This window comes from Cupriavidus sp. CER-90 (assembly GCF_057652055.1).
In genome coordinates, this window is record NZ_JBYGYM010000001.1 from 1356076 (window position 1) to 1383070 (window position 26995).

Below are 26995 nucleotides of genomic sequence, written 5' to 3' on the forward strand. Positions count from 1 at the left end.
CAATGCCGGCTGCCTTTGTCGTTTTTACGCCATGACCGGGACGTTCAGGCCGCGGTGACGGGACGTCCGCCGAACGGATAGTTCGGGTCGTTGTAGCCATGGGTGGATGCATGGCCGCGCGGCACGAGGTCGTCGATCATCGCCTCTTCCTGCGGCGAAATGGCCGCCCCCACTGCACCAAAGTAGTCCTCGAACTGCGCCAGCGTGCGCGGGCCGGCGATGACCGAGCTGATGATCGGATTGGCCAGCACCCAGGCGGTGGCGAACTGCCCCGGCGTCAGGCCGCGGCCTTCGGCATGCGCCTTCAGCGTCTGCGCGATGACCAGCGACGCTTCGCGGAATTCGGTTTCCATCATGCGGCGGTCGGCGCGGCCGGCGCGCGTGTCCGCCTGCGGCGCCTGGCCGGGCAGGTACTTGCCGGTCAGCACGCCGCGCGCGATCGGGCTGTAGGGCACCACGCCCAGGCCGAAATGCTGGCACGCTGGCAGGATTTCCACTTCGGGCATGCGGTTCAGCAGGTTGTAGTACGGCTGGCATGCGACCGGACGCGGCACGCCCAGCTTGTCGCACAGCGCGGCGATCTCGGCAATCCGCCATCCGCGGAAGTTCGACACGGCCCAGTAGCGGATCTTGCCGGCGCGGATCAGGTCGCCCATCGCGCGTACCGGCTCTTCCAGGTTGGCGCCGGCGAAGTCGCGATGCAGGTAGAGGATGTCGATGAAGTCGGTATCCAGCCGGCGCAGGCTGTCTTCCACCTCGCGCAGGATCCAGCTGCGCGAGTAATTCTGCTGGTTCGGCCCGTTGCCCATCGCGTTGCCGAGCTTGGTGGCCAGCACCCAGTCGTGCCGCTGCCCTTGCAGCAGGCGGCCCACCATCGATTCGGACGCGCCCTTGGTGTACACGTCGGCCGTATCGATGAAGTTGACGCCGTGCGCGCGGGCGCTGGCAACGATGCGGCCCGCCTCGGCTTCATCGGTCTGGTCGCCGAACATCATCGTGCCAAGGCACAGGGTGGATACGTTCAGGTTGCTGGCGCCCAGGCGGCGGTACTGCATGGTGAAATCTGGCATGACGAGGTTCCCCGATTAGCGAAGCCAAAGCAGAAAAGGCAAGCGGCCCTGAGATCCATCCGGGCCGGCATCGCGCATTGTGCCGCGTTGCGGCGCGGCTTGCAGCGCCGGCTCGCTTGTCTGCTATGTATCGGCCGGGGTAAAACCAGGCAGCGCCGGCAGGCGCTCGGCCAGGAACGCCAGCAAGGCGCGCGTGCGGGCCGGCTGGTATCGGCGCGACGGATAGACCAGGAACGCCTCCTGCGGCGGGCCATGCCAGCCGGGCAGCACGGGCACCAGATCGCCACGGTCCAGCAGGTCCTGCACCAGCCAGGCTGGCGTCAAGCCCAGCCCGGCTCCGGCCAGAAAGCTCTCGCGCATGGCCAGCGAGTTGTTGACGCGATAGCGGCACGTCGCCTCGACACGGGCGGCGCGGCCACGTGCATCGGTCAGCACGATGGCTTCGCCAGCCGCCAGCCACGTGAAGCGCAGTAACCGATGGCCGACCAGGTCGGCCGGCTGCCGCAGCGGCGGATGATCTGCCAGATAGCCAGGCGCGGCCACAAGCATGCGTGGCGATACGGCGATGCGACGCGCCACCACGTTGGGCGGCAGCGACGCACCGAGGCGCAGCGCCACATCGACGCCGGCCTCCACCAGATCCACAAAGCGGTCATCGAAGCGCAGATCGACATCGACATCGGGAAAGGCCTGCAGGAATTCGAGCACCAGCGCGTTGAGCCGCAGCACGCCCAGGCTGACCGGCGCGCTGACGATGATCCGGCCGGATGGATGGTCGGCCAGGCCGCGCGCCTCGCCCACGGCTTCGCCATAGGCGTCGAGCACGGTCAACGCCTGCGCGTAGAAGCGGCGGCCCGCTTCGGTGGGCGTCAGCCGCGTGGTCGTGCGCTCCATCAGGCGGACGCCGAGGTCTGCCTCCAGCGCGGCCACGGTCTTGCTGACGGTGGGCTGCGATGTGCCGAGTTCGCGCGCCACCGCCGACAGGCTGCCCAGTTCCATCGCCCGGGCGAAGACGCGCATTGCCTTGAGAGTATCCATGACAGCTCATTCGATATTGGCATGAGTGATATGCCATTCTGCCAGCTACCTGCAAGGATCGGAATGAGTGACATTGGCCACTCCCCCTACTTCAGGAGTCAACGATGTTCTCAACGTCATGGATGCGTGCGATGGCGATGTCCGGCAGCCTGCTTTCCGGTGCGGGGCTGGCCGGGCAAGCCCCGGCCGACGCCGCCGACGCCGCCCACGCCGCCACTTGGACCACCACCTGGGTGGCCAGCCAGCAGCCGGTCTGGGCCCCAGGCGCCCAGCCGCTGCCCACGGGCCTGCCCGAAGTCATCCACGACGCCACGGTCGTGCAGCGCGTGCGCATCAGCGCGGGCGGCCGGCGCGTGCGGCTGGTGCTGTCGAACCGGTATGGCCGGCAGGCCGTCCACGTTGAAGCGGCGGGCCTGTACGGCATGGCCGCCCGTCTCGGGCGCCCGGTCACATTCGCGGGCCACGCCGCGGTGACCGTGCCGGCCGGCGGCATGGTGACGAGCGATGCGGTGGACCTCGACGCGCCGGCGCTGGATACCCTGACCGTCAGCCTCTACCTGCCCCGGCCCACGACGTTGGGATCGTTCCATTGGGACGGCCGACAGACGGCATTCATCGCGCCCGGCAATCAGGTCGATCTGGCCAGACCGGCCGGCCCGCCGGCGATGCGCGGGGCACGCATGTTCCAGGCACGGATTCTTCTGTCCGCCATCGAAGTCGAAACGCCGGCACCGCGTCCCACCGTCGTGGCCATCGGCGATTCCATCACCGAAGGCAATGGTGCGACACCCGATGCCGACCGCCGCTGGCCCGACCAACTGGCGAACCGGCTGGCGCACCAGCGCGCCGCCGTCCTCAATGCCGGCATTTCGGGCGGCCAGTTGCTGCGCGACGGCATGGGCGAATCGGGCCTCGCCCGCTTCGGGCATGACGTGCTGACCGTGCCGCAGGTGCGCAGCGTGGTGGTGGCCCTGGGCATCAACGATATCGCCTGGCCCGGCTCGACCTTTGCGCCAGACCGCAAACTGCCAACCGTGGACGACCTCGCCGACGGGTATCGCAAGCTGGCCGCGCAGGCCCGCGCCAGCGGCGTGCGCGTGATCGGCGCCACCATCACGCCCTTTGCAGGCGCGCTCGATGGCAGCCCGATCCACGGTTATTTCTCGGCGGAGAAAGAGGCCCTGCGGCAGCGCGTGAATCACTGGATCCGCACCAGCGGCACGTTCGACGCGGTAGCCGATTTCGACGCCGCCGTGCGCGATCCGGCCCACCCCGAACGCCTGCTGCCGGCCTTTGACAGCGGTGACCACCTGCACCCGGGCGACCAGGGCTACGCGGCCATGGCGGCGGCCATCGATGAGGCGCAACTGTTCTGAGCCATAAAAAAACCGGCACGATCACGCGTGCCGGTTTTCTGTTTCCGCGTGCCGTTGCGGCCGCCGCGGGGGCTCAGTCTTCGAGCTTGGGCAGCGCGGCGCTGGTCTGCGACGACAGCAGGCCCGTCTTGGCATACGTCTGGAGCTTCTCGCGCGTGTCGACGATGTCGAGCGTACGCATCGTCAGCTGGCCGATACGGTCCAGCGGCGTGAACATCGACTCGCCCTTTTCCATCGTCAGGCGCTCGGGCTTGTACGTCAGGTTCGGCGAGGTGGTGTTCAGGATCGAGTAGTCGTTGCCGCGACGCAGTTCGATGGTCACTTCGCCGGTAACGGCGCCCGCCACCCAGCGTTGTGCGGTTTCGCGCAGCATGATGGCTTGCGGGTCGAACCAGCGGCCCTGGTACAGCAGACGACCCAGGCGGCGGCCGTTGTCGCGGTACTGCTCGATGGTGTCTTCGTTGTGGATGCCGGTGATCAGGCGCTCGTAGGCGATGAACAGCAGGGCCAGGCCCGGGGCTTCATAGATGCCGCGGCTCTTGGCCTCGATGATGCGGTTCTCGATCTGGTCGCTCATGCCCAGGCCGTGGCGGCCGCCGATGGCATTGGCTTCCATGAACAGGTCCACGGCGTTGGCGAACGTCTTGCCGTTCAGCGCCACCGGCTGGCCTTCCTCGAAGCGTACGGTCACTTCCTCGCGCTTCACTTCCACTTCGTCGCGCCAGAACTGCACGCCCATGATCGGCTGGACGATGCGGATACCCGAATCCAGGTGCTCCAGATCCTTGGCCTCGTGCGTGGCGCCGAGCATGTTCGAATCGGTCGAGTAGGCCTTTTCGGCCGACATCTTGTACGCATGGCCGTGCTGGCGCATGAATTCCGACATTTCGGCACGGCCGCCCAGTTCGTCGATGAACTGCTGGTCCAGCCACGGCTTGTAGATCTGCAGGCCCGGGTTGGTCAGCAGGCCGTAGCGGTAGAAACGCTCGATGTCGTTGCCCTTGAACGTGCTGCCGTCGCCCCAGATGTTGACGCCGTCTTCCTTCATCGCGGCCACCAGCATCGTGCCGGTCACGGCACGGCCGATCGGCGTGGTGTTGAAGTACGTCACGCCGGCGGTGGAGATGTGGAACGCACCGCACTGCAGCGCGGCAATGCCTTCGGCCACCAGCTGGGCGCGGCAGTCCACCAGGCGGGCGGCTTCGGCGCCGTAGGCCATGGCACGGCGCGGAATGTCGTCGTAGTCCGGCTCGTCCGGCTGGCCCAGGTTGGCGGTGTAGGCGTAGGGAATGGCGCCCTTCTGACGCATCCAGAGGAGCGCGGCGCTGGTGTCCAGGCCGCCCGAGAATGCGATACCGACGCGCTGGCCGGAAGGAATGTGCTGCAGGATGGTAGTCATCGCCAGAAAACCAGGTGAATTTGTCGGCTCTTGGGGCGCCCCCGCACGATCAGGCCGTGCGGCGAGCCGGTCCGGCGCCCGAAACTCGTAACCTTGAATTGTGACATGGCACGGCGTCAGCGCCAAACGCGCGGCCGCCGAAAATAAATGTGGACATCGTACAGACCGTCGTCTAGTCTATTGTGGACGGCGTACACAAGCGCCGCTTCCGCACAACGCCCGGGGCTGCCGGGCCCAACCAGCAGGAGATGTCGATGTCTTCGAAAGTCCAGTCGTACCTGTTTTTCGATGGTCGCGCAGAGGAAGCGGCCGAGTTCTACAAGACCGCCATCGGTGCCAAGGTGGAAGGCTTGATGCGCTTCAAGGATGCCCCGCCCGACGCGGGCCCTGGCTGCGGCCCGGCCGCCGTCAGCGGCGACAAGGTCATGCACATGGCCCTGCAGATTGGCGATACCACGATCATGGGGTCCGACGGCGAGAACAAGGGCCAGGCCGAGTTCAAGGGCTTTGCGCTGTCGATCACGGTGGCCAGCGCGGCCGAAGTGGACAAGACCATTGGCGCACTGTCGCAGGGCGGCCACGTGGTGATGCCGGCAGCGCCCACGTTCTTCAGCGAACGCTTCGGCATGGTGGCCGACAAGTTCGGCATCACGTGGATGGTGCTGGTCGCGCCCAAGGAATAAACGGCGTCGCGCCGCTGATCCATCGGACTCCGGCTGGGCAAGGTCGTAGCATCCCCTACAATGCCGCACCCAACCGGAGAATCGCTGATGGAATCCCGCCTGACCGATCTCGAAATCAAGGTTGCCTTCCAGGAAGACCTGATCGAGACGCTCAACCTGACCGTTGCCCGCCAGCAGCAGCAGCTGGACCTGCTGCAGGCCCAGTTCCGTGCGCTCTACCAGCAGGTGCGCGCCGCCGCACCTTCGGGCGCGGAAGGCAACCCCCAGCACGAGATCCCGCCGCACTACTGAAGCCGAGGCGGCTCATGAGGCACAATCCGGAACGATCATCGCGATGACCGGGTCACACCGGCTATCGACAGACCATTCCGCATCCATGCCCCTGACCACCCAGCCTTCTCGCCCCGTTCGCCGCGTGCGACGATTCCTGGCCGTGGCCCTCGCCGCCGCGGCGCTTGGCACGGCCCACGCCGGCTACAACGTCTGGACCGGCGAGTACACCTTCACCAAGGCCGAACTGCAGAGCGCCGTGGACAAGAAGTTTCCGACCACCCTGCGCTACGGCGAGCTGGTCAGCGTCCAGTTGTCGAATCCACGGCTGGTGCTCGACCAGGCCACCAACCGCGTGACCACGCAGATGGACGCGGTCATGTCCAACACGATCCTGCCGGCGCCGCCGGTCAACGGCACGATGTCGCTGAACAGCGGCGTGAAGTACGACGCCACGCGCCGCGCCGTGCTGCTGGACAATCCCACCGTGCAGGACATGCAGGTGCAGGGGATGAGCCAGTACACGCAGCAGCTCAACGCCATCGGCGCCGTGGTGGCCGAACAGCTGCTCAAGGACTATCCGCTCTACACGTTCAAGCCCGAGGAACTGCGTTTCAACGGCAAGGATGTGCAGCCGGGCGCCATCACCGTGACGCCCGGCGGCATCAGCGTGAAGGTCGATCTGCGCTGATCCGGCGCCATTCCCGCGCTAGCGCGCGGGCCGGAACACCAGCGCCAGGCCCACCGGGATCGCCACCATGCCGACCAGCGCCAGCGGCGCGGGACGATTGCCGAGGAACAGGTAGTCCAGCAGCACGGTGGCCGGCGGCACCAGATAGAACAGGCTGGTAACGTTGACGAGGTTGCCGCGCTGGATCAGCCGGTAGAACAGCAGCGTGGCCACCACCGAGATCACGATCCCCATCCATAGCAGCGGCACGAAGAAGCCGGCCACCGCTTCGAAGCGGAACGGCTGGAACGGCAGGCAGGCCAGGCACATCAGCAGCGCCACGGTGTATTGCAGCGGCAGCACCTCCATCGGCGCCTGCTTCACGCCCTTCTGCCAGACGGCGCCGCTCGTCATGCAGGCCAGCGCACCCAGTGCGCAAACCCAGCCGCCGGCCGACAGCCGCGCCGCCAGCAGGCTGTCGGCCACGATCGTGGCCAGCCCGCCCAGCGCCAGCACCAGTCCGGCCATCCGCACCAGCGACACGCGCCGCTCCGACCACAGCAGCGTCAGCATCGGCTGCACGCCCAGCACCGTGGCCAGCACGCCCGGCGTCATGCCGGAATCCAGCGCCAGCAGGTAGCAGATCGAATAGCCGCCGATCATCAGCGCGCCCGCCAGCGCGACGCGGCCACGGGTACCGGCGGCCGGCAGCAGGCGGCGGCGCAGCAGCCCGATCGACGCGAGCACGCCAAGCGCGATCACGAAGCGCAGCGTCAGGAAGGCAAAGGGCGAGGCGTGCGCCAGGCCCCAGCGGCTGAAGATCGCGCCGCCGCTCCACAGCAGCACGAACAACGGGGTGGCGCCATGTGCGGCCAGCAGGCGCGCACGCGTTTGCGTGGCAGCCCCTGCCGCCACGGCATCTTTCTGGAAAGTCATGATGGGGTCCTGTCGAAACCACGCAGGCCCCGGCGCGTGCTGACGCGGCAGGCGTCGGCACGTGATCCATCAGGAAAGCCGGGGACAAAAAGCGGCGGAAATCAGCCGCGAGGGGGCGCCGTCGGAGGCGCCATGGGCGGCGCGAACGGGGGAGGCGCGACAGGTCCGGCACCAAGCAGCCCGCGCTCGCGCGCTGGCAGGCCGCACGGTTCGGCGGCAGCGGCAGCAACAGCGATGGTGGCGATGGCTCGGGGCGTCATGGGATGATCGGCAGATCGGGGGAGTTCGGGGGGCAGCCTTGCAGCAGCAAGGGCAAGGCAAAGGCGCCGGCAACGGTCAGATGCTAGCCGTGCCGGCGCGCGCGGTCAATCGGCTTCGAGCCCCAGCGTCGCGGCCAGCGCGGCCAGGGCCGGCCCGATCGGGGCGGAAATCTTGCAGGACAGTATCGGATCGGCCCGCGTGGTGCCCAGGTTCAGCGCCGCGATCGGCAGCCCGCGCTCGGCGGCCCACAGGCAGAAGCGGTAGCCCGAGAACACCGTCAGCGACGAACCGATCACCAGCATGCCATCGGCCATATCCAGCGCCTGGCGGCCCGCGTCCACGCGGTCGCGCGGCACCGATTCGCCGAAGAACACCACGTCCGGCTTGAGCACCCCGCCGCAACGCTCGCAGTCCGGCACCGCGAAATTGTCGAACAGCGGCGACTCCAGATGCGCGTCGCCATCGGCCGCCGGCAGCGCCGACACATCGCGGAAATCGGGATTGTGCAGCCACAGCCAGCGTTGGATATCGGCGCGCGAATACCGGGTGGCGCACGACAGGCACACCACGTGGCCAATGCTGCCGTGCAGTTCGGTCACATCGCGGCTGCCCGCGCGCTGGTGCAGGCCGTCCACGTTCTGGGTGACCAGGCCCGCCACGCGCCCGGCATCGCCCAGGCGCGCCACCACCCGGTGGCTGACGTTCGGCTGCGCGGCATCCGCCACGGGCCAGCCCACCATGCTGCGGGCCCAGTAACGCTGGCGCGCCGGGTGCCCGCTCAGGAACGCCGTGATCGTCATCGGCGCCGAACGCTGCCAACGCCCCTGTGCGTCGCGGTAGCCCGGAATGCCCGAATCGGTGCTGATACCGGCGCCCGTCAGCACGAACAGCCGCGGATGGCGTTCGACAAAGTCGCGCAGCGCCGCGCCCCGGTCGCCGCCGTCGCCACCGCCGTCGTCGCGGTCTGCGGCGTGGCTCACCGATCCACCTTGACGCGCCCGACCTGGCGCGCTTCCCAGGCCTTCAGTTCCTGCCGGTAGCGGTCCATCTCATCGTTGTAGAAGTCGAACACGCACGGATCGCAGCCGCTCTGGCAGCACTCGTTGTCGCCGGGGCGTTCGGGCGGCAGCGGCTTGGGATCATCGGGCGGGGGGAAGGAATCGGCGGCAGATTCGGCGGCGGACACGGCAAGACATTGGAAGAACAGAACCGCGCCAGTATATGACGGCCGACCGATCAGGGTCTTTGGTCCAATGCACGCCGAGGCAATCCCTGATATGCAGGAAACCGGGGCGATATTGAATTGTTTCGACAAGGCTGTGCCGGGCTGGGCGCTGCTGATAGTGTGGTGCGCCGAACCGGTACACGGCGGACTGCCTATTGCCATGGTCACTGCCACGCGCGTCACTTCCGCATTGCATCGGTCCGCCGCAGGTCTGGCGGCCATGCTGGCCTGCGCCGCCGCCATCGCGGCCGACGCGGGCCGCGCGCTATTGCCGCCGCCCAATCCGGCCCCCACCGCCCCGCCGGTACTGACACCCGCCACGCCCGGCCAACCTGTCACCCGCCCCGCGCTGCCGCCACATCCGGACGGACGGCCCCGCATCTGCCTGGTGCTGTCCGGCGGCGGCGCACGCGGCGCGGCGCATATCGGGGTGCTGAAGGTGCTGGAGTCGCTACGCGTGCCGGTGGACTGCATCGCCGGTACCAGCATGGGATCGCTGGTCGGCGGCGCTTACGCCACGGGGATGAGCACCGCCGATATGGAAAAGCTCGTCGGCGGCCTGTCGACCGATGCGCTGTTCAAGGAGCGCCCGCCGCGCCAGGACCTGGCCATCCGGCGCAAGATCGAGGATCACACCAACCTGGTGACGCCCGAGATCGGGGTACGGTCGGACGGCCTGCTGCTGCCGAAGGGGGTGGTATCGGGCGTGCAGCTCGAAACCGTGCTGCGCCAGCTGGCCAATGCGCCCGGCTATCGCGATTTCGACTCGCTGCCGATTCCCTACCGCGCCGTGGCCACCGACCTGGTGGCCGGCACGCCGGTGGTCTTCAGCGAGGGCGAACTGGCCAATGTCATGCGCGCCAGCATGTCGGTGCCCGGCGCGGTGGCGCCCACCGAGTACGAGGGCAAGCTGCTGGTCGATGGCGGGCTCACCGACAACCTGCCCGTGGACGTGGCGCGGGCCATGGGCGCCGACATCGTCATCGCCGTGAACCTGGGCACGCCGCTGATGAAGCGCGAGGAACTGACCTCGCTGATCGGCGTGACCGGGCAGATGCTCAATATCCTGACCGAGCAGAACGTGCGCACGTCGCTGGCGTCGCTGAAGCCGACCGACATCCTGATCGAGCCGGCCCTCGGCGATTTCTCGGCGGGCGACTTCAACCACCTGCCCAAGACCATCCCCATTGGCGAAGCGGCCGCCCAGCGCGTGGCCGACCGGCTGTCGGCGCTGGCGCTGCCGGAAGACAAATACGCGGCCCTGCGCGTCGCGCAGCGCGCCCTGCCGCCGCCCGACCTGCGCCCGGTCGACGAGATCCGCTTCGCCCCGCTGGATCGCGTCAACCCGGCCTTTGCGGCCGCCACCATGGAAACCCGGCCCGGCGAGCCGATCACGCAGGCCACGCTGGACCGCGACATGCGGCGCCTGTTCGGCACCGGCGATTTCGAGCATGTGAACTACCGCTTCCTGGAGGAACCGGGCAAGCGGGTGCTGAACGTGGATGCCATCGAAAAGAGCTACGGTCCCGACTACCTGCGCTTCGGGCTGGGCCTGAGTTCGGACTTCCGTGGCAACGCCTTCTTCAACCTGCTGGCCAGCTATCGCCGCACCTGGCTCAATTCGCTCGGCGCCGAATGGCGCAACGACGTGCAGGTGGGGCAGACATCGAGCCTGGTCAGCGAGTTCTACCAGCCGCTCGATACGCGCCAGCTGTTCTTCGTGGCGCCGCGCATCGAACTGGAACGCCGGCCGGTCAACGTGTTCAGCGGCGACAGCAAGATCGCCGAATACGACCTGCGCCGCACCGATTTCGCGTTCGATGTGGGCAGCCAGTTCACCAAGTACGGCGAAGCCCGGCTGGGCGTGGTGATCGGGCATCAGAACGTGTCGCTGTCCACCGGCCCGGAGTCGCTGGCGCCGGCCGCCGGCAGCGACGTGCAGCGGCGCGCCATCACGGGCCGGCTGCTGTTCGATCAGCTGGACAGCATCAACTTTCCGCGTTTTGGCTATGGCGGATCGATCAACGTGTTCTCGTCGCAGGCCAGCATGGGCGCCACCGATACCTACACGAAGGGCGAGCTGACGGCGACCGGCGCGTATTCGTTTGGCAGCAGCACCGTGAACCTGGGCATCCGCGCCGGCAGCAATATCGGCGGTCCGGGGCTGCCCCGCTACGACCTGTTCCAGTGGGGCGGCTTCCTGCAGCAGTCCGGCTACAGCACGGGGCAGCTGATCGGCGGCAATATCCAGTTCGCCCGGCTGGTCTACTACAACAAGCTCGTCAAGCAAACGCTGCTGGAAGGCGTCTACGCCGGGGCGTCCGCGGAAATCGGGCGGGTCGGTGCGCCGCTGGTGGCGGGCAGTCCCACCGGGGCGCTGAAATCGGGGTCGCTGTTCCTGGGCGTGGACAGCCCGATCGGCCCGCTTTACCTCGCCTACGGGCGGGCGGCCGGGGGCCACTACGCGTTCTACCTGTTCCTGGGCAAGCCGTAGCCCGCCTGGAGCGGGGCCTCAAGGGTGGCGACTGCGCCATAGACTGCGCCACAAAGTGCGGCATACCGAACCCCCACCTTAGTTGTATGTAATGTCTCTGCGCGGTTCTCTATACTCGACGATGTCGGTGGGACCCCCGTCCTCTTGACACCCCCTTCCCCGGTCGCCGCCCCAATCGGCGACATTTTTTTGTCCGGAATTCGGCAATCTACGTGCCGGAGCGTTAAGATGCGCGATTATCGAACAGCGCATCGCCCCCGCCATGGACGCCCCCAATCCCATCCATCTCAAGCCAGCCCAGGCCGACACCGTCCGCGCCGCCCATCCGCCGGCCGATATCCTCAACAGCTTTGCCGGCGATCCGAACTTCATGCTGTCGCTGGCGCGCGGCCTGACGGTGCTGGAGGCGTTCTCCGAGCGCAAGCGGCCGCTGACGATCTCGCAGGTGGCCCAGCGCACGCAACTGTCGCGCGCCTCGGTGCGACGCTGTCTCTATACGCTGGAGCAGCTGGGATACGTGAGCCAGCAGGACGGACACTTTGCGCTGCGGCCGCGCGTGCTGCACCTGGGACATGCCTATTTCTCATCGACATCGCTGGTGTCGTCGGCGCAGCCCATCCTCGACACGCTGAGCGCGCGCGTCCACGAGACGTCGGCGCTGGCCATCCTGGACGGCATCGACATCCTGTACCTGGTGCGCTCCGAAGTGCATCGCGTGCTGACCCATGCGCTGGGCATGGGCAGCCGGTTGCCGGCCTATTGCACGTCCACGGGCCGCCTGCTGCTGGCCCACCAGCCCGACGCCGTGCTCGAAGCGTTCTTCGAACATGCCGAGCTGCGCCCGCGCACGCTGCTGACCAAGGTGTCGCGGCCGGAGCTGGAAGCCGCGTTCCAGCGCGCGCGCGAACTGGACTATGTGCTGATCGACGAGGAACTGGAACCGGGCCTGCGGGCGATTGCCGTGCCGGTGCGCGCCCAGACGGGCATGGTGGTGGCGGCCATCAGCGTGAGCGTGAAGGCCAACAAGGTGTCGGAATCCGAAATGATCGCGCGGCTGCTCGGCCCCATGCGCGAGGCGGCAGCCGCGATCGGCAAGCTGGTCGGAAGCTGACGGACCCGCCGGGGCTCAGCCCCGGTGCGCCAGTTCCAGCTGGAACACCAGGCGCTGCAGGAAGTTTTCCATGCGGCCGTCCGGATTCAGGAACGCGCAGCCGTAGTGGTGGACGGTGTTGTCGTCAAACCCGACCAGCCAGTGGCCGACCACCTGCATGTCCAGCTCCAGGCGGCCCAACTCGGCAAAATCGAGGCGGCACTTCTTGATGACCGTGCCCACCGGCAGCTGGTCGGCGCCCACCTGGCGCGAACGCAGGCCCACGCCGGACAGCGAAAGATCGGCGATATCGAGCTGCAGCGTGGACTTGTCGGCCGACGCCGGCAGCACGACCTCGCAGCGATAGCCCTTGGTCAGCAGCGTGCGCGCACGGAAATGGCGGCGGCGCTGGAAGTGGTAGAGCTTTTCGGGGAAGTCGGCGATAAAGGCCGGGCCGCCCTCGAAGCGCGTGGCACCGGGCGTGCCCACCACGAAGTTCACCGGTACACCCCGCAGCAGGCCGGAAAAGGCATTCTGTTCCGACCCCATCAACGCCTGGCGTTCGCCATCGGCGCGGCACCAGTCGAAAATAAACGTCTTGTTGGCCGGATCGACGTGCAGGATCGACGTCACGATCTCGGAGCCATTGCGCGAGCGCACGTTCAGCAGGCATTTCTGCCACGCCATGTCGCGCAGCACCGTGCCGATCTGCGAACTGTGCGTCAGCCGGTAGCGTTCATCCGACTGCGCAGCGTCCCGCTCGTCGGACTCGCCCTCGAACTGAGACAAGGATTGGCCTGCCTGCGGCCCGCGGGGATCTTGAAGACTCATGGAATACGCTACGTCTAATAGTGGTTGCGCCGCGGATCGCCGGGGCGGGCGGGCAATGGATCTGTCAGCGCGCGGCGCGCCAGCCGCCGCATGGTAAGCGCGCCACCCTGGCGGCGCAAGCATATGCCATGGCCTTCGGCAAAATACGACGTAACTTTAGGAACCGACTTCGGTGGGGTAGCTTCCGCTACGCTTTCGGCGCCGCAAACCCACGGCGGGTGCAGCATTGTTCATTGCCGGACCGGCGCGTCCGATTGCCCCACGGGCGCCCGCGCCAGCTCGGCACGCAGCCAGTGCAACAGCGCCTCGCGGCGCGGGTCCCTGGCAAACGGCACGGGAGATATCAGGTGGTACGCGGACCCGTCGGGCACGAATCCCTGGGGCGCGGTCAGCCGGCCATCGGCCAGTTCGTCGGCGGCCATCCATTCCGATGCCACGGCCCATCCCAACCCGGCAGCCGCGGCCTGCAGGCTCAGGTAGAAGTGTTCATACCAGGCGTCGCGCTGGCTGCCGGCCCCGTCGGGCACGCCCGGCAGCGCCACCCCGGCGCTGCGGGCCCATCGCTGCCAGGCATCGGGACGCGTACGGGTATGCAGTCTGACCGCGTCGGCCAGCCCCGACGCTGCCTGATCCGGACGGCAGACCGGACCGACGCGTTCGGGCGCCAGTTCGCGGGTGTGCCAGCGCGGATCGAACGCAAAATCGTTACGCCGCAGTGCAACATCAATGCCTTGCGCGGCAAAGTCCACGGGGCCACCGGCCGTCATCAGGTGTAGCGGAACGCCCGGATGGGCCGCCGAAAAACGGCCAAGCCGGGGGATCAGCCAGCGCATGGCGATGGTGGGCTCGCACGACAGCACCAGCGCCGCGGGCGGCGTCGGCGCACGGATGCGCTCGGCTGCGGCCGCCAGCAGATCCATCGACTGCGTGGCCGCCGCATGCAGCGTCTGGCCGGCCTCGGTCAGGAATACCGCCGGGTTGCGCCGCTCGAACAGGGGCACGCCCAGCGCGTCTTCCAGCTGCCGGATCTGGCGGCTGATCGCGCCGTGCGTCAGGTGCAGCTCTTCGGCCGCGCGGGCGAAATTCTGGTGCCGGGCCGCCGCCTCGAAAAAGCGGACCCAGCCCAGCCAGTGCATCGAAGCCATGCGATCAGTCAGTTTTGCTCACGGAATTGCGCCAGTATAAATCGCTTTGCGTACCCATTTCTGCGAGACAGAATCGTGCCTGCCACGCCTCCCCCGGCCACCGCTTTCCACAACGAAAACTGACCAGAACATGACACCGCTCGCCGAACTTGCCGCCGTCGCCACCATCACCGTCCTTGCCGTGATCAGCCCTGGGCCGGACTTCGCCATGGTCACCCGCAACAGCTATCTTTTCGGCCGGCGCACCGGCCTGCTGTGCGCGCTGGGCATCGCGCTGGGCGTGCAGGTGCATGTGGCCTATACGATGTTCGGCGTGTCGCTGCTGATGGCCCACGCCCATGGCGTGCTGTCGGTCATCAAGCTGCTGGGCGCCGGCTATCTGGTATGGATCGGCATCCAGACGCTGCGCAATCGCAAGGCAATCACGGTGGACACCACGGCCGCGCCAGCCATTTCCGGCGCCGCGGCATGCCGCATGGGCTTCCTGACCAATGCGCTGAACCCGAAGACCACCCTGTTCGTGGTCAGCACCTATACGCAGGTGGTCAGCCCCCATACCCCGCTGGCGGCGCAGTTCGGCTACGGCCTGTTCATGTCGCTGGCGCACCTGGTCTGGTTCGGCATCGTCGCGTGGTGCTTCGGCTCGCCGGCACTGCGCGCGGCCATGCTGCAGCGCCAGCGGCTGCTGGACCGGGTCATCGGCACCACGCTATGCGGGCTGGGGGTGGCGCTGGGCGTCAGCAACCTGGGCTGACCGCCCGATACGTGTCGCGCACGACATGCCGCGCGCCGTCCTTGCCAAGAAAGCTCTCGTAGAGCAGGAATCGATCGACGTGCCACGGCGGCGCCGCGAGGTCGCGGAATGCGCCGAGCCAATCGCGCAGCAGCGGCTCGGGCACGCCCGGACGGCAGCGCGCCAGGGTCAGATGCGGGCGGAAGCGACGCGGATCAGGCGCGATGCCGTGGGCTTCCAGCACCGCACTGATCTGATCGACCAGACCCTGCAATGGCGCCGATTCGGCCAGCCCGGCCCAGAGGATCGACCCCTGCCTGCCCCGAAATCGGCCGACGCCAACGATGTGCAGCACCATGGGCTCGAGGGCCACGCCCCGCAGCCCCTGCGCGATGGCCGTCGTGACCGCTGCGTCGCAGTCGCCCAGAAAGCGCAGCGTCAGATGCAACTGCGCGGCTGGCGTGGGCCGGATATCGCGATGGGCCGGCAGGGTTTGCAGCAGCGCGTGCGCCAGCGCGGCCGGTGTGTCGATCGCGATGAAAAGCCGCGGCACCGTTCAATAGAGCGCCAACACAGCCTGGCCCGCCCGCGCGTGGCCGGCCTCGCCCAGACCATTGCCCACCTCGCCCGCTTGCAGCACGCCCTCCAGGCCCAGCAGCGCGCGTTTGCGATCGACGCCGCCGGCGTAGCCGGTCAGCGCCCCGGATGCGCCCAGCACGCGGTGGCACGGCACGATGACCGACAGCGGATTGCGCCCCACCGCCCCGCCCACCGCACGTGAATGGCTCGGCGGCAGACCAAGGCCGGCAGCCAGTTGTCCGTACGTAGACGTTTCGCCAAATTCGATGTCACACAGCGCTTGCCAGATCCGTTGCTGGAACGCACTGCCGGCAAACCGGATCGGCACGGTAAACGTATGCAGCCGGCCGTCGAAGTAGGCGTCGAGTTCTACCGCCGCCTGCGCCAGCACGCGGGCGTCGGCGTCGGATGCCGGCGCCGTGGCGCTGGCCTGGCCGGGGTGGTACTTCTGCCCCGCGAAGAACACGCCTGTCAGCAGGCCGTCTTGCGCGCGCAGCAGGATATTGCCCAGCGGGCTGTCGATGATCTGATAACTGTTCATGCTGCGGCTTCCTCGCTGTCCTTGATGTTGCGGTCCAGAATGTCGATGCGGTCGGCGCCGGTGCCCGGCGTCTGCGCAGCGTCCTTGATCTGCTCGTAGCGATGCCACAGGTGGATCGCCGCATAGGCGCGCCACGGCGCCCATTGCGCGGTCCTGGCCTGCATCGCCCGCACGGTGCTGACGTCCAGCACCTTGCGCAACGCGTAGTCGGTGCCCGGAAACGCATCGGGCCAGCCCAGCGCCCGCATGGCCACGTACTGCGCCGTCCAGTCGCCGATCCCGTCGATCGCGCACAGCCGCGCCACGGTGTCCTCAGGGGCCGCGTGCGGATCGAGCCGGATTGCCCCGGCCGCCACCTGCCGCGCCAGGGCCCGGATCGCGCGGATCTTCGGCACCGACACGCCGGCCGCCTGGTAATCGGCATCGGGCAGCGTGGCCAGCGCCTGGGGGGTCGGAAAGGCGTGGGTCACGGGCGCCGCCTCGGCGGCATCGGCCGGATTCACCAGGCCGGCCAGCGCCTGCGGCGGCAACGGCTCGCCCGCGATGCGCACCAGCCGCGCCAGGATACGGCGCGCCTGGACCACTGAAATCACCTGTCCGACGATGGCCCGCACCGCAATCTCCAGCCCGTCGAACGTGCCCGGCAGCCGCATGCCCGGCGTGCCGGCCGCCAGCTCGCCCAGGTGCGCGTCAACGATATCGGGCCGGCATCCCAGATCGCAGAGGCGGCGCACCTTGCCCAGCGCCTGCGGAATCACGTGCGCCAGCGAACCGGACAGCGTCACGCGCACCACCGTGCGCTTCGGCACGTGTTCCAGCCGCACCCAGCCAAGGTGCCGGTGGCCGCCCGCGTCGATGGCCATCGAGCGCGTGTAGACGCCGGCGTGGCATTGGTCGATGCCGTCAACGGCCCGCACGGCCAGGAACCGGAGCCATTCGGCCCAGGCCAGCGGCGGACGATAGCCGAGTTCGAAAACCAGGCGATCCGCCATGCCATCGGCCGCGCGCTTGCGCATCGCCAGGGGCGTCAGGCCATACCGTTCCTTGAGCACATCATTGAAGCGGCGCACGCTGCCAAACCCGGCCGCCAGCGCCACTTCGGTCACGGGCAGCACGGTATCGGTCAGCAGGCGCTTGGCCAGCAGCAGCTTCTGCGTCTGCGCATATTCATGCACCGACACGCCGAACTCGGCATCGAACAGCCGGCGCAGATGGCGCTCGGTCACGCCGATGCGCGCGGCCAGCTGGGCCACGCCGGCACCGGCCATGAAGCCCTCGTCGATCAGCGTGGCAGCGGCCTGCGCCAGCCGTCCGGAGATATCGGCGAGCCCATGGCCCGGTGCCAGTTCCGGCCGGCAGCGCAGGCACGGCCGGAAGCCATGCTTTTCCGCGGCCGCCGCGGACTCGTAGAACGTGCAGTTTTCGCGCTTCGGCGTGCGCACCGCGCAGATCGGCCGGCAATACACGCCCGTGGACGACACGCCTACGAAGAAGCGTCCGTCGAAGCGGCGGTCGTGTGATGCAACGGCCTTGTAGCAGGTGTCGGGATCGAGTTCCATGGCATGCATCCTACGCCAGAGCGACGCGTTGAATGCGCTGGAATCGGACATTCCCCTGAAGCCGTTCTGAAGAAAGGACGACGTCACTTTGCGCCCGATTCTGAAAGTGCGGTCGGCCGCGTTGCACGGCACGCCGCTGAGGCTAGAATCTGCTCACCTGCGGCGTTGCATGCCGCCTCTGGAGTCTGCATGAACCGTCGTCGTCCCGCTGCCGGCATGACCCGAATCGCCGGCATTGCCATGGCCATCGTCTGCGGCCTGAGCGTCCCCGTCGTCCACGCGGCGCGGACGGGTCCGCTGCCTGCGCCCCCGGCCGCCGCGCCGGTGGCACGCGCCACGCCCGTCACGACCGTCGAAGGCATCACCGAATACCGGCTGCCCAACGGACTGCGCATCCTGCTGGCGCCCGACGACGCGCAGCCCACCACCACGGTCAACATGACCTATCTGGTCGGCAGCCGCCATGAAAACTACGGCGAAACGGGCATGGCGCACCTGCTCGAACATCTGCTGTTCAAGGGCACGCCGTCACTGCCGGGCAAGACCATTCCGACCGAATTCGCGCGGCGCGGCATGCAGTACAACGGCACCACGAACCAGGACCGTACCAATTTCTTCGAGACCTTCGCGGCCAGCGAGGACAACCTCGACTGGGCCCTGCGCATGGAGGCCGACCGCATGGTCAACAGCTTCGTGGCGCGCAAGGACCTGGACAGCGAGATGACCGTGGTGCGCAATGAAATGGAGATTGGCGAGAACAATCCCATGCGCATGCTGCAGCAGCAGATGTACGCGGCCGCCTACCGCTGGCACAACTACAGCAAGGCGGTGATCGGCGCGCGCAGCGACGTGGAGCGCGTGGGCATCGACAACCTCCAGGCGTTCTATCGCCGCTACTACCAGCCCGACAACGCGGTGCTGGTGGTCACGGGGCAGTTCGACCCGGCGCGCACGCTCGCCCGGATCGAACAGGCCTTTGGCGCGATTCCGCGTCCGACGCGCGTGCTGCCGTCCGAGTACACGGTCGAGCCGGCCCAGGAAGGCGCGCGCGAGCTGACCCTGGTGCGACCGGGCGACAGCAGCATCGTGTCGGCGATGTATCACGTGGCACCGGGCGCGCACCCCGACATCACCGCGCTGGACATGCTGGCGGTCATCCTGGCGGACACGCCGGGCGGCCGGCTCGAACGCAGCCTGGTGGACACCCGCAAGGCCGCGTGGCAGGGGTCGTTCTTCACGTCGATGAAGGACCCGGGGGTGATCCAGTTTGCGGCGGGCACCAGCAAGGACCGTCCGATCGAGCCGGTGCGCGATGCGCTGATCGCCACGGTGGAGGGCGTCGCGACGCATCCCGTCACTGACGAGGAAATCGAGCGCGCCCGGGTGCGGCTGCGCAATGCCTACGAGAAGACGCTGAACGATCCGGCCGCCTACGGCGTGGCGCTGTCCGGCGCCATCGCCAAGGGCGACTGGCGGCTGTTCTTCATCAACCGCGACCGCGTGGAGACCACCACCCGGGCCGACGTGCAGCGCGTGGCCGAAAACTACTTCCGCCCGGCCAACCGCACGGTGGGCGAATTCGTGCCGGGAGACAAGCCACAGCTGGCCGCCATCCCCGCCGCGCCCGACCTGGCCGCGCTGACCCAGCACTACACGGGCAAGCCGGCGGCGCAGGCCGTGGCCGCCTTCGATCCAACCCCGGCCAATATCGACGCCCATACCGTGCGCCAGACGCTGCCCAACGGCATGCAGCTTGCCTTGCTGCCCAAGCCCACGCGGGGCGGCGCAGTCAACGGCACGCTGGTCCTGCACATCGGCAACCTGCAGGCGCTGCAGGGCAAGAACGCGGTAGGGTCCATGACGGGCGCCATGCTGGACCGCGGCGCCGGTGCGTTCACACGGCAGCAGATCGCCGACCGCTTCGAGGCGCTGAAAGCCAACGTGTCGATATCGGGCAGCGACGAACGCGTCACCGTACGCTTCGACACGCGGCGCGAATACCTGCCCGACCTGCTGGCGCTGCTGCGCACCGTGCTGCGCATGCCGACCTTCCCCGGCAATGAACTGGAGACATTGCGGGCCAGCAGCGTCGCGGGCATCGAAAGCCAGCGCAAGCAGCCCAACGCACTGGCGCCGAATGCCCTGGGACGCCACGGCAATCCGTACCCGCCCGGCGACCCGCGCTACACGCCAACGTTTGACGAAAGCGTGGCCGACCTGCGCGCCGTATCGGTCGCGGACCTGCGCGATTTCCATGCGCGCTTTTATGGCGCGGAGCATGCACAGCTGGCGATCGTTGGCGATTTCGATGCCGATGACGCTATCCGGCAAGCTGCATTCCTGTTCGGCGACTGGCGCGCCCAGGTACCGTTCGAGCGGGTGGACCGGCCGTTCGTGGCGATTCCCCCTACCGACTTCACGCTCGACACGCCGGGCAAGGCCAATGCGGTCTACCTGGCCTCGCAGCCGGTGGACCTGGTCAGCGATTCGCCCGACTACCCGCTGATGCTGATCGCGAGCCGTGTGTTCGGCGGCACCGGCATGCGCAGCCGCCTGGCCGACCGCCTGCGCCAGCTTGACGGCATCAGCTATGGCGTATCCAGCTCGCTGACGGTCGGCGCGTTGGACCGCGCGGGCCGGTTCGGGCTGTGGGCGGCCTATGCCCCGCAGAACCTGCCCCGCCTGCGCAAGGCCGTTGACGAAGAAATGGCGCGCTTCGTCCGCGACGGCGTCACGGCCAGCGAAGTGGCCGAGGCCGCCAGCGGCCTGTTGCAGCAGGGCATGGTCAGCCGCACGCGCGACGGCGCACTGGCCGGCGCGCTGGCCAACCAGGCGTACCTGGGCCGGACCATGGCGCACACGGCGGCCATCGAGGAAGGCATCCGCACGGCCACGCCCGCAGCCGTCAACGCCGCGATCCGCCGCTACCTGGGCCCGGCCATGCTGACGCAAGCATTCGCCGGGGATTTCGGCGCGAGTGCGACGGCGCCGACGGCGGTTCCTGCCGAGGCCGGGGCACCGGCGGCCGCCGCGCCGCCCGACGCCAGCAAGCCTTGAACCCCACAAGCCCCCAAGTCCCTTTGGCCGCGGGCTGCGGGGGCCGTGTGAGCCGCTGGCGCCTCACGACCCTTGAGACAAGCGACCGAACACTGTATATTTATACAGTCTTTCTTGAGACTTGAGGTGTGGATGTCAATTGTGCGAGCTGGCAGCAAGGCGGAAGCCCTCAGGCTTCTGGCCTCGGAGCAGGCGCTTGGGCTTGAGCTGGACTATGAGACGGGATGGCAGGACGCCATCGAACTCGGCCGGCTTGGCGAGAAGCGCGGCATCAAGGTGCAATACCGCGGACAGGAAAGTGTCGCCGTCCGCACACCTGAAGCCCTGCAAGCGGGGCTGGGCAGGCCCAAGACCACGTTCCGGCAGCGCAACCTGTACTGCCAGTTCGACCTTGGCCTGCTGGCCGACCGCGACTTGCTGGATCTGGAAGCCAAGGCAACGCGCCTTGGAGACTACATCCTGGCGGGCCATCTGCTACGCGACGTCGACGCGGTCTGGGCCTGAGCCCGGATCTTGCGGGTAGCGTCACCGTCGCGCTCAATGCCGGGACGACCGTCCGGCTAACTGTTGGACTTATTGCCAGCCGCGCCTTATTGCCAGACGCGCGTGGCGCCGGCCCAGCGCGCGGCGGCCGACACGTGCATCAGCGCACAGTCGGCTTCCGTGGCAGGCATGGGAGCCTCGGCAGCAGTCGTCACGTTGGAGCAAAGCACCGCCGTGACCAGCGTCTTGATATGGCCGCGCCCGCTATCGGCCAGTTCGACCAGGCGGTCGTAGCCATCGAGCACGATCAGGCTGTCGCCCGCGCGCGGATCGAGGTCCAGCGAATACAGATGGTCGCATTCGCAGCGCATGGTGCCGCCGGCCACCGCCACGACGATGGCACTGGGCAGCGCCAGCCCGCAATCGCGTACCGCGTGGTGCAGGCGGTCCAGATGCGCCTGGGCGCGATAGTCGCGCGCCGAATGCGCCGGCTCGGGGCCGGTCGACAATGCCATCAACGTGTCCGCCGACACGACCAGCGTGTAGGCCTGCAGCGTGGTGCGATACGTGGCCACCACGGCCCGGAGCCGGTGCACCGCGCCGTGGTCTGCAGCGGCCGTCCCCTGTGGGGCCGCAACCTGGATCTTGCTCATCCTGTCTCCTATCCCCTCGGGTCGGTCCGCTGCTGTCAGCCGGATCAGTCGCGCAGCAGCTGTTTGGCGATGATCAGTTGCTGGATCTGCGTGGTGCCTTCATACAGGCGCAGCAGACGCACGTCGCGGTAGAACCGCTCGGCCTTGTATTCGGCGATGTAACCGGCGCCGCCGTGGATCTGCACGGCGCGATCGGCCACGCGGCCCACCATTTCGGTACAGAACATCTTGGTGCAGGACGCCAGCATGCTGACTTCAGGGTCGCTCTGGCCGGCCGGCTTGGCGTCGTAGCGTTGCGCGCAATCGCGCACCATCGACAGGCCGGCGTACAGTTCGGCCTGGCTGTCGGCCAGCATGGCCTGGATCAGCTGGAAGTCGCCAATCGGCTTGCCGAACTGCTTGCGCTCCTTGGCGTAGGCGACGGCATCGGTAATGAGCCGATGTGCCATGCCGCATGCCAGCGCGGAGATATGCAGGCGGCCACGGTCCAGCACCTTCATGGCCGTCTTGAAGCCGACGCCCGGCACGCCGCCGATGATGTTCGCAGCCGGCACGCGCACGTTTTCCAGCACCACGTCGCACGTCTTGGTGCCGCGCTGGCCCATCTTCTTGTCGGGCTTGCCCAGCGAGATGCCCGGCGTGTCGGCCGGCACGATAAAGGACGAAATGCCCGAGGCACCCTGGCCGCCCGTGCGGGCCATCAGCGTGAAGGCGCCGGCGCGCGGCGCGTTGGTGATGAACCGCTTGGTGCCGTTGATGACGTAGTGGTCGCCGTCGAGCTCGGCACGCGTCTGCAGCGATGCGGCGTCCGAACCGGCGTTCGGCTCGGTCAGCGCGAAGGAGATGACCAGCTCGCCACTGGCGATCCTGGGCAGGTAGGTCTGCTTCTGCTCCTCGGTCCCATCCATCAGGATGCCCTGCGAGCCAATGCCGACGTTGGTGCCGAACACGGAGCGGAACGCGAAGGCCGTATGGCCGAGGTCGTAGACCACATCGCATTCCTGCGACATCGACAGGCCGATGCCACCGTAGTTTTCCGGGATGGAGATGCCGAACAGGCCCATCTCCTTCATGTCGGCCACGATGTCGGCCGGCACGTCATCGATTTCCTCAAGGATATCTTCCGCCGGCTTCAGGCGCTCATCGATGAAACGCTGCACCGAGGTGCGCAGCAGGGAAAAGGATTCGGCGTCGAGGGCCATGACAGTCTCCGGGTGAGTCGGTACGACAACAATGGCCGCCAATGGTACGCCGACCATCGATTTTGACAATCCACGCCAACTTGGACAGAACCGTCAAGATAATTTGACAATCCGCAAACCGGCCCTAATAGTCACATTTCTTCCGGGCCAGCTTTTCCCGGGTGTAGCCATGGCCCACCCGCAGCTGGTGCTCGATCTCGTCGGCCTGGTCGAGGCAGGAAAACACGAGGTCATCCCGGAATTTCTGCGTCACGCCCTTGAGCCGGGGGGCGTCATAGGAAATCTGCCGCGCACGGCAGCGCAGGAACAGCAGCGTCTCCTCGGAAGCCGTCCGCAATTGCGCCTGGTTGATGCGCTGGCACTGCACGAGGTTGGGATCGCCCTCGGCCAGTACGCCCGCGGCGGGCAGCCACAGCAAAGGTGCCAGCAGGAAGGGCAGGAGACGCGGATTGGTCATGGACAAGGGGTCGAAAGGCACGGCGTTCAGAATCGCCCTGCATGATTGCGCAGCCGTGCGGCCCACGCAAGTTAGCCCGGCGGCGACGGTCACCACCAGGATTTTCATGCCGGGAGGGCGCGCTTTGTAAAAACTCTTTCCAGCCCATCGGACAATGCGGCGCAAAACCGCTGGTGGCAAGGCATTTGCAATAGGGCCAGGGCGATTGCGAAAGCCGCCCCCCTTGGGGGGCGGGCCGTTCCGCGCTACGCTAGGCGGGCACACGAGCCCGGACTTGCGACGCCCCCAGGCCGGCTGGCGGTTTTGCCGGTCCACGTCGTACCTCGCTCTCCTGGCCCGTATCCTCCAGCGGCGCCCCCGCCGCCAAGTCAAGAACAGAAGGTCCTATGACAGACATCGCCTCCTCCGCCGTCCACGGCACGGCACCGTCCCCCGAAGAAACCAGAAAGCGCGTCTTTGCCATTGTGGCGGCGTCGTCCGGCAACCTCGTGGAGTGGTTCGACTTCTATATCTACGCCTTCAGCGCGATCTATTTCGCGCCGGCCTTCTTCCCGAAAGGCGACCCCACGGCACAACTGCTGAACACTGCCGGTGTGTTCGCGGCAGGCTTCCTGATGCGACCGATCGGCGGCTGGCTGTTCGGCCGTATCGCCGACCGTAACGGCCGCAAGAATTCGCTGCTGATTTCGGTGGTCATGATGTGCTTCGGCTCGCTGCTGATCGCCTGTCTGCCCACCTACGAGACCATCGGCAACTGGGCGCCGGCGCTGCTGCTGGTGGCACGGCTGCTGCAGGGCCTGTCGGTCGGCGGCGAATACGGCACCACCGCCACGTACATGAGCGAAGTGGCGCTCAAGGGCCGACGCGGCTTCTTCTCGTCATTCCAGTACGTGACGCTGATCGGCGGCCAGCTGCTGGCTGTGCTGGTCATTGTGCTGCTGGAGCAGATGCTGACCGAAGCCCAACTCAAGTCCTATGGCTGGCGCATCCCGTTCGTGGTGGGCGCCATCACCGCCGTGGTGGCCCTGTTGCTGCGCCGCACGCTGCATGAGACCACCACCGCGCAGCAGCGCAACAGCAAGGGCGCCGGCACGGTGAGCGAGATCTTCCGGCACCACAAGGCCGCGTTCTTCACGGTGCTCGGTTATACCGCCGGCGGCTCGCTGATCTTCTACACGTTCACCACGTATATGCAGAAGTTCCTGGTCAACACGGCCCACCTGCCGATCAAGACCACCAGCTACGTGATGACGGTCTGCCTGTTCCTCTACATGTGCATGCAGCCGCTGTTCGGCGCGCTGTCCGACCGCATCGGCCGCCGCCACAACATGATGCTGTTCGGCGCGCTCGGCGCCGTTGCCACGGTACCGATCCTGACCGCGCTGAAGACGGTGTCGAGCCCCGAAATGGCCGGCCTGCTGATCTGCGTGGCCCTGGCCATCGTCAGCTTCTACACGTCGATCAGCGGCATCGTGAAGGCCGAAATGTTCCCGCCCGAAGTGCGCGCCCTGGGCGTGGGCCTGGCCTATGCCATCGCCAATGCGCTGTTCGGCGGTACGGCCGAATACGTGGCGCTGGCCCTGAAAAAGGCGGGCCAGGAGGACACCTTCTACTGGTACGTGACCGCCATGATGGTCATCGCGTTCCTGGTCAGCCTGCGCCTGCCACGCCAGGCAAAGTACCTGCATCACGAGCACTGACGCCCGCGCCGGGACGCGCGCCGTTGCCGCCATGGCAAACTGAGGGGCCTTCGGGTCCCTTTTTCATTCCCGCGCCAGTCTCGCCATGGATCTCAACGCCCTGCGCCTGTTCGTCGATATCGTCGACGCGGGCAATCTCAGCGCCGCCGCGCGCAAGCTCAAGATGACGCGCGCCAATGTCAGCTACCACCTCAAGGCACTGGAGGAGGAACTGGGCGTGCAGCTGCTGCGCCGGACCACGCGCCACGTGGAACCCACGCCGGTCGGCGCCGGGCTCTACGAGCACGGCCGCAACATCCTTGGCGAAGTGGCGGCCGCCAATGCGCTGATCAGCAGCATGGGCAAGAGCCTGCAGGGCCATGTGCGGCTGTCGGTACCCACCGGCCTGGGGCACGCCATGCTGTCGCCGCTGCTGGTGCAGTTCAAGCAACGCTATCCCGACATCACGCTCGACGTGGTGTTCGACAACCGCATCCACAACCTCGTGTCCGAGGATGTCGAGGTGGCACTGCGCATCATCTCGACGCCGCCAGATTCGGTGGTGGCCACCGAGATCGGCACGGTCGACTGGATTGTCTGCGGGGCGCCAACCTATCTGGCGGGCCGGCCGATGCCGGCGGTGCTGGCCGACCTTGGCGCCCATGCCATCGTCTGCGCATCGCCGATTGGCCAGAAACTGAAGGCTTCGGGTATCCGCCACGCCACCGGGGTGCGCGAACAGGTGGTGCTGGCGCCCACGCTGAGCTCGGAGAACTTTGCGTTCCTGAAGGATGCCGTGGTCAGCGGGCTTGGCATTGGCATCTTTCCGCTCTATGCGGTGGGCAAGGACCTGGCGGACGGCACGCTCGTGCCGCTGCTGCCCGACTATCGCATCAGCGTGTTCGGCAGCAAGCTCTACATGCTGACCATGCCCAACCGCTACCAGACCATGGCCACGCGCTACCTGCTAACCTTCCTGAAGACCGAGCTGCAGGCAATCTGGCCTCGCATGCGCGGCGACAGTGCCTATAGTGAGAACACTCAGGACTAAACCGCGCCCCCCCCTGCGCGGGAAGGAAGACGATCATGGCAATGGCAGGCACCCTGGCTGGCCGGCTCAGCCGCATGAACAGCCGGTTCGACATCATTCGTCACCCCTACAGTCTCAGCAGCATGGCCACGGCGCACGCGGCACATGTACCGGGGCATCGTCTGGCCAAGACGCTGCTGCTGGAAGATGAAGGCGGCTACGTGGCCGCCGTGATCCCGTCGAACCACCATCTGCAGCTATCGGCCCTGTGCGACATGACGGGCCGCAAGCTGGTGCTGGCGCACGAGGACGAAATCCGCGAGGTCTTCAAGGATTGCGATCTCGGCGCCATCCCGCCGTGCGCGATGTCGTACGGCATGCAGACCTATGTCGACGAAAGCCTGTTCGCCGAACCCGAAGTCTGGTTCGAGGCGGGCGACCATCTGGAACTGGTTCACATGGACCGCGACCAGTTCATGATGCTGATGGAAGACGCACAGCGCGGCAGGTTCTCGCGCGTGATGATGTCGTAGC

The 26995-nt window shown here is 67.4% G+C and carries 26 protein-coding genes; 12 read left to right on the forward strand and 14 right to left on the reverse strand.

Features of this window, described 5'->3' with window-relative positions:
* Positions 1-44: 44 nt before the first annotated feature.
* Both AC24R4_RS06145 and AC24R4_RS06150 read right to left on the reverse strand, forming a co-directional pair.
* The gene (locus tag AC24R4_RS06145; protein WP_400397439.1) at positions 45-1070 is read right to left on the reverse strand and encodes an aldo/keto reductase; all 1026 of its coding nucleotides are present in this window, start codon (positions 1068-1070) and stop codon (positions 45-47) included.
* A gap of 123 nt (positions 1071-1193) precedes the next feature.
* The gene (locus tag AC24R4_RS06150) at positions 1194-2108 is read right to left on the reverse strand and encodes a LysR family transcriptional regulator (RefSeq protein WP_487522504.1); all 915 of its coding nucleotides are present in this window, start codon (positions 2106-2108) and stop codon (positions 1194-1196) included.
* Between the two features lie 104 nt (positions 2109-2212).
* On the opposite strand from AC24R4_RS06150, the gene AC24R4_RS06155 reads away from it, so the two are divergent.
* The gene (locus AC24R4_RS06155; RefSeq protein ID WP_487522505.1) at positions 2213-3484 is read left to right on the forward strand and encodes an SGNH/GDSL hydrolase family protein; all 1272 of its coding nucleotides are present in this window, start codon (positions 2213-2215) and stop codon (positions 3482-3484) included.
* 73 nt (positions 3485-3557) lie between these two features.
* Here AC24R4_RS06155 and argG read toward each other — a convergent pair whose 3' ends face one another.
* Positions 3558-4883 (reverse strand): argininosuccinate synthase, encoded by a 1326-nt coding sequence (argG, locus tag AC24R4_RS06160; protein WP_153948628.1) that lies wholly within the window; start codon positions 4881-4883, stop codon positions 3558-3560.
* A gap of 254 nt (positions 4884-5137) precedes the next feature.
* Here argG and AC24R4_RS06165 point away from each other — a divergent pair, with 254 nt between their 5' ends.
* From AC24R4_RS06165 to AC24R4_RS06175, 3 genes are all read left to right on the forward strand, one after another.
* Entirely contained in the window at positions 5138-5566 is a 429-nt protein-coding gene (locus AC24R4_RS06165; RefSeq protein WP_400396000.1) for a VOC family protein, read from the forward strand.
* Between the two features lie 87 nt (positions 5567-5653).
* On the forward strand, positions 5654-5857 hold the full coding sequence (locus AC24R4_RS06170; protein ID WP_153948630.1) for a SlyX family protein: 204 nt from the start codon (positions 5654-5656) through the stop codon (positions 5855-5857).
* An 85-nt stretch (positions 5858-5942) separates the two neighbouring features.
* Positions 5943-6527: a DUF1439 domain-containing protein gene (locus tag AC24R4_RS06175; RefSeq protein ID WP_487522506.1), complete on the forward strand. Its 585-nt coding sequence runs from the start codon at positions 5943-5945 to the stop codon at positions 6525-6527.
* 18 nt (positions 6528-6545) lie between these two features.
* On the opposite strand, the gene AC24R4_RS06180 is transcribed toward AC24R4_RS06175, so the two are convergent.
* From AC24R4_RS06180 to AC24R4_RS06190, 3 genes are all read right to left on the reverse strand, one after another.
* Positions 6546-7442, reverse strand: a complete 897-nt coding sequence (locus tag AC24R4_RS06180) for a DMT family transporter (RefSeq protein ID WP_487522507.1) — start codon at positions 7440-7442, stop codon at positions 6546-6548.
* Positions 7443-7807: 365 nt separating this feature from the next.
* The gene (locus AC24R4_RS06185) at positions 7808-8683 is read right to left on the reverse strand and encodes an NAD-dependent protein deacetylase (protein ID WP_400397514.1); all 876 of its coding nucleotides are present in this window, start codon (positions 8681-8683) and stop codon (positions 7808-7810) included.
* On the reverse strand, positions 8680-8889 hold the full coding sequence (locus tag AC24R4_RS06190; protein ID WP_249641003.1) for an oxidoreductase-like domain-containing protein: 210 nt from the start codon (positions 8887-8889) through the stop codon (positions 8680-8682). Before AC24R4_RS06190 ends, AC24R4_RS06185 begins: the two co-directional genes overlap by 4 nt.
* A gap of 199 nt (positions 8890-9088) precedes the next feature.
* On the opposite strand from AC24R4_RS06190, the gene AC24R4_RS06195 reads away from it, so the two are divergent.
* Complete coding sequence (locus AC24R4_RS06195) at positions 9089-11422, forward strand: patatin-like phospholipase family protein (protein WP_487522508.1); 2334 nt, start codon at positions 9089-9091, stop codon at positions 11420-11422.
* Positions 11423-11684: 262 nt separating this feature from the next.
* The gene (locus AC24R4_RS06200; protein WP_029051034.1) at positions 11685-12533 is read left to right on the forward strand and encodes an IclR family transcriptional regulator domain-containing protein; all 849 of its coding nucleotides are present in this window, start codon (positions 11685-11687) and stop codon (positions 12531-12533) included.
* Positions 12534-12548: 15 nt separating this feature from the next.
* Here AC24R4_RS06200 and AC24R4_RS06205 read toward each other — a convergent pair whose 3' ends face one another.
* Positions 12549-13343, reverse strand: a complete 795-nt coding sequence (locus AC24R4_RS06205) for a flagellar brake protein (protein WP_400396654.1) — start codon at positions 13341-13343, stop codon at positions 12549-12551.
* Positions 13344-13573: 230 nt separating this feature from the next.
* Complete coding sequence (locus AC24R4_RS06210; protein WP_487522992.1) at positions 13574-14479, reverse strand: LysR substrate-binding domain-containing protein; 906 nt, start codon at positions 14477-14479, stop codon at positions 13574-13576.
* Positions 14480-14618: 139 nt separating this feature from the next.
* On the opposite strand from AC24R4_RS06210, the gene AC24R4_RS06215 reads away from it, so the two are divergent.
* On the forward strand, positions 14619-15242 hold the full coding sequence (locus AC24R4_RS06215; protein WP_400397318.1) for a LysE family translocator: 624 nt from the start codon (positions 14619-14621) through the stop codon (positions 15240-15242).
* On the opposite strand, the gene thpR is transcribed toward AC24R4_RS06215, so the two are convergent.
* Genes thpR through AC24R4_RS06230 form a run of 3 tightly spaced genes read right to left on the reverse strand, consistent with a single transcriptional unit; the run spans position 15226 to position 17900 of the window.
* Positions 15226-15774 (reverse strand): RNA 2',3'-cyclic phosphodiesterase, encoded by a 549-nt coding sequence (thpR, locus tag AC24R4_RS06220; RefSeq protein WP_487522509.1) that lies wholly within the window; start codon positions 15772-15774, stop codon positions 15226-15228. The two genes, AC24R4_RS06215 and thpR, sit on opposite strands and share 17 nt — an antisense overlap.
* 3 nt (positions 15775-15777) lie before the next feature.
* Positions 15778-16341 carry a methylated-DNA--[protein]-cysteine S-methyltransferase gene (locus AC24R4_RS06225; RefSeq protein WP_487522510.1) on the reverse strand — a complete coding sequence of 188 codons (564 nt, stop codon included), beginning with the start codon at positions 16339-16341 and terminating at the stop codon, positions 15778-15780.
* Entirely contained in the window at positions 16338-17900 is a 1563-nt protein-coding gene (locus AC24R4_RS06230; RefSeq protein WP_487522511.1) for a DNA-3-methyladenine glycosylase 2 family protein, read from the reverse strand. Before AC24R4_RS06230 ends, AC24R4_RS06225 begins: the two co-directional genes overlap by 4 nt.
* Before the next feature lie 189 nt (positions 17901-18089).
* On the opposite strand from AC24R4_RS06230, the gene AC24R4_RS06235 reads away from it, so the two are divergent.
* Both AC24R4_RS06235 and AC24R4_RS06240 read left to right on the forward strand, forming a co-directional pair.
* Positions 18090-20957, forward strand: a complete 2868-nt coding sequence (locus AC24R4_RS06235) for a M16 family metallopeptidase (RefSeq protein WP_487522512.1) — start codon at positions 18090-18092, stop codon at positions 20955-20957.
* Between the two features lie 132 nt (positions 20958-21089).
* A complete protein-coding gene (locus tag AC24R4_RS06240) occupies positions 21090-21461 on the forward strand; it encodes a PHA-granule associated protein 4 (protein WP_153948640.1) in 372 nt (123 codons plus the stop codon).
* A gap of 86 nt (positions 21462-21547) precedes the next feature.
* Here the strand turns inward: AC24R4_RS06240 and AC24R4_RS06245 are convergent, their stop codons facing one another.
* The 3 genes from AC24R4_RS06245 to AC24R4_RS06255 form a co-directional block, all read right to left on the reverse strand.
* Positions 21548-22093 carry a hypothetical protein gene (locus tag AC24R4_RS06245; protein WP_153948641.1) on the reverse strand — a complete coding sequence of 182 codons (546 nt, stop codon included), beginning with the start codon at positions 22091-22093 and terminating at the stop codon, positions 21548-21550.
* Between the two features lie 44 nt (positions 22094-22137).
* Positions 22138-23295 (reverse strand): acyl-CoA dehydrogenase family protein, encoded by a 1158-nt coding sequence (locus tag AC24R4_RS06250; RefSeq protein WP_400397195.1) that lies wholly within the window; start codon positions 23293-23295, stop codon positions 22138-22140.
* A 124-nt stretch (positions 23296-23419) separates the two neighbouring features.
* Positions 23420-23860, reverse strand: a complete 441-nt coding sequence (locus tag AC24R4_RS06255; RefSeq protein WP_487522513.1) for a hypothetical protein — start codon at positions 23858-23860, stop codon at positions 23420-23422.
* A 278-nt stretch (positions 23861-24138) separates the two neighbouring features.
* Here AC24R4_RS06255 and AC24R4_RS06260 point away from each other — a divergent pair, with 278 nt between their 5' ends.
* From AC24R4_RS06260 to AC24R4_RS06270, 3 genes are all read left to right on the forward strand, one after another.
* Positions 24139-25452, forward strand: a complete 1314-nt coding sequence (locus tag AC24R4_RS06260; RefSeq protein ID WP_400396689.1) for an MFS family transporter — start codon at positions 24139-24141, stop codon at positions 25450-25452.
* Positions 25453-25537: 85 nt separating this feature from the next.
* Entirely contained in the window at positions 25538-26482 is a 945-nt protein-coding gene (locus tag AC24R4_RS06265) for a LysR family transcriptional regulator (protein WP_487522514.1), read from the forward strand.
* A 35-nt stretch (positions 26483-26517) separates the two neighbouring features.
* Positions 26518-26994, forward strand: coding sequence for an aminoacyl-tRNA deacylase (locus AC24R4_RS06270; RefSeq protein WP_153948646.1), 477 nt, complete (start codon positions 26518-26520; stop codon positions 26992-26994).
* The last annotated feature ends 1 nt before the right edge of the window (position 26995 follow it).

Bases quoted from the DNA above. Each gene is read 5' to 3' on its own strand.
- AC24R4_RS06145 (WP_400397439.1), bottom strand. From the start codon at position 1,070: ATGCCAGATTTCACCATGCAGTACCGCCGCCTGGGCGCCAGCAACCTG.
- AC24R4_RS06150 (WP_487522504.1), bottom strand. From the start codon at position 2,108: ATGGATACTCTCAAGGCAATGCGCGTCTTCGCCCGGGCGATGGAACTG.
- AC24R4_RS06155 (WP_487522505.1), top strand. From the start codon at position 2,213: ATGTTCTCAACGTCATGGATGCGTGCGATGGCGATGTCCGGCAGCCTG.
- argG (WP_153948628.1), bottom strand. From the start codon at position 4,883: ATGACTACCATCCTGCAGCACATTCCTTCCGGCCAGCGCGTCGGTATC.
- AC24R4_RS06165 (WP_400396000.1), top strand. From the start codon at position 5,138: ATGTCTTCGAAAGTCCAGTCGTACCTGTTTTTCGATGGTCGCGCAGAG.
- AC24R4_RS06170 (WP_153948630.1), top strand. From the start codon at position 5,654: ATGGAATCCCGCCTGACCGATCTCGAAATCAAGGTTGCCTTCCAGGAA.
- AC24R4_RS06175 (WP_487522506.1), top strand. From the start codon at position 5,943: ATGCCCCTGACCACCCAGCCTTCTCGCCCCGTTCGCCGCGTGCGACGA.
- AC24R4_RS06180 (WP_487522507.1), bottom strand. From the start codon at position 7,442: ATGACTTTCCAGAAAGATGCCGTGGCGGCAGGGGCTGCCACGCAAACG.
- AC24R4_RS06195 (WP_487522508.1), top strand. From the start codon at position 9,089: ATGGTCACTGCCACGCGCGTCACTTCCGCATTGCATCGGTCCGCCGCA.
- AC24R4_RS06200 (WP_029051034.1), top strand. From the start codon at position 11,685: ATGGACGCCCCCAATCCCATCCATCTCAAGCCAGCCCAGGCCGACACC.
- AC24R4_RS06205 (WP_400396654.1), bottom strand. From the start codon at position 13,343: ATGAGTCTTCAAGATCCCCGCGGGCCGCAGGCAGGCCAATCCTTGTCT.
- AC24R4_RS06210 (WP_487522992.1), bottom strand. From the start codon at position 14,479: ATGCACTGGCTGGGCTGGGTCCGCTTTTTCGAGGCGGCGGCCCGGCAC.
- AC24R4_RS06215 (WP_400397318.1), top strand. From the start codon at position 14,619: ATGACACCGCTCGCCGAACTTGCCGCCGTCGCCACCATCACCGTCCTT.
- AC24R4_RS06225 (WP_487522510.1), bottom strand. From the start codon at position 16,341: ATGAACAGTTATCAGATCATCGACAGCCCGCTGGGCAATATCCTGCTG.
- AC24R4_RS06230 (WP_487522511.1), bottom strand. From the start codon at position 17,900: ATGGAACTCGATCCCGACACCTGCTACAAGGCCGTTGCATCACACGAC.
- AC24R4_RS06235 (WP_487522512.1), top strand. From the start codon at position 18,090: ATGAACCGTCGTCGTCCCGCTGCCGGCATGACCCGAATCGCCGGCATT.
- AC24R4_RS06240 (WP_153948640.1), top strand. From the start codon at position 21,090: ATGTCAATTGTGCGAGCTGGCAGCAAGGCGGAAGCCCTCAGGCTTCTG.
- AC24R4_RS06245 (WP_153948641.1), bottom strand. From the start codon at position 22,093: ATGAGCAAGATCCAGGTTGCGGCCCCACAGGGGACGGCCGCTGCAGAC.
- AC24R4_RS06250 (WP_400397195.1), bottom strand. From the start codon at position 23,295: ATGGCCCTCGACGCCGAATCCTTTTCCCTGCTGCGCACCTCGGTGCAG.
- AC24R4_RS06255 (WP_487522513.1), bottom strand. From the start codon at position 23,860: ATGAAAATCCTGGTGGTGACCGTCGCCGCCGGGCTAACTTGCGTGGGC.
- AC24R4_RS06260 (WP_400396689.1), top strand. From the start codon at position 24,139: ATGACAGACATCGCCTCCTCCGCCGTCCACGGCACGGCACCGTCCCCC.
- AC24R4_RS06265 (WP_487522514.1), top strand. From the start codon at position 25,538: ATGGATCTCAACGCCCTGCGCCTGTTCGTCGATATCGTCGACGCGGGC.
- AC24R4_RS06270 (WP_153948646.1), top strand. From the start codon at position 26,518: ATGGCAATGGCAGGCACCCTGGCTGGCCGGCTCAGCCGCATGAACAGC.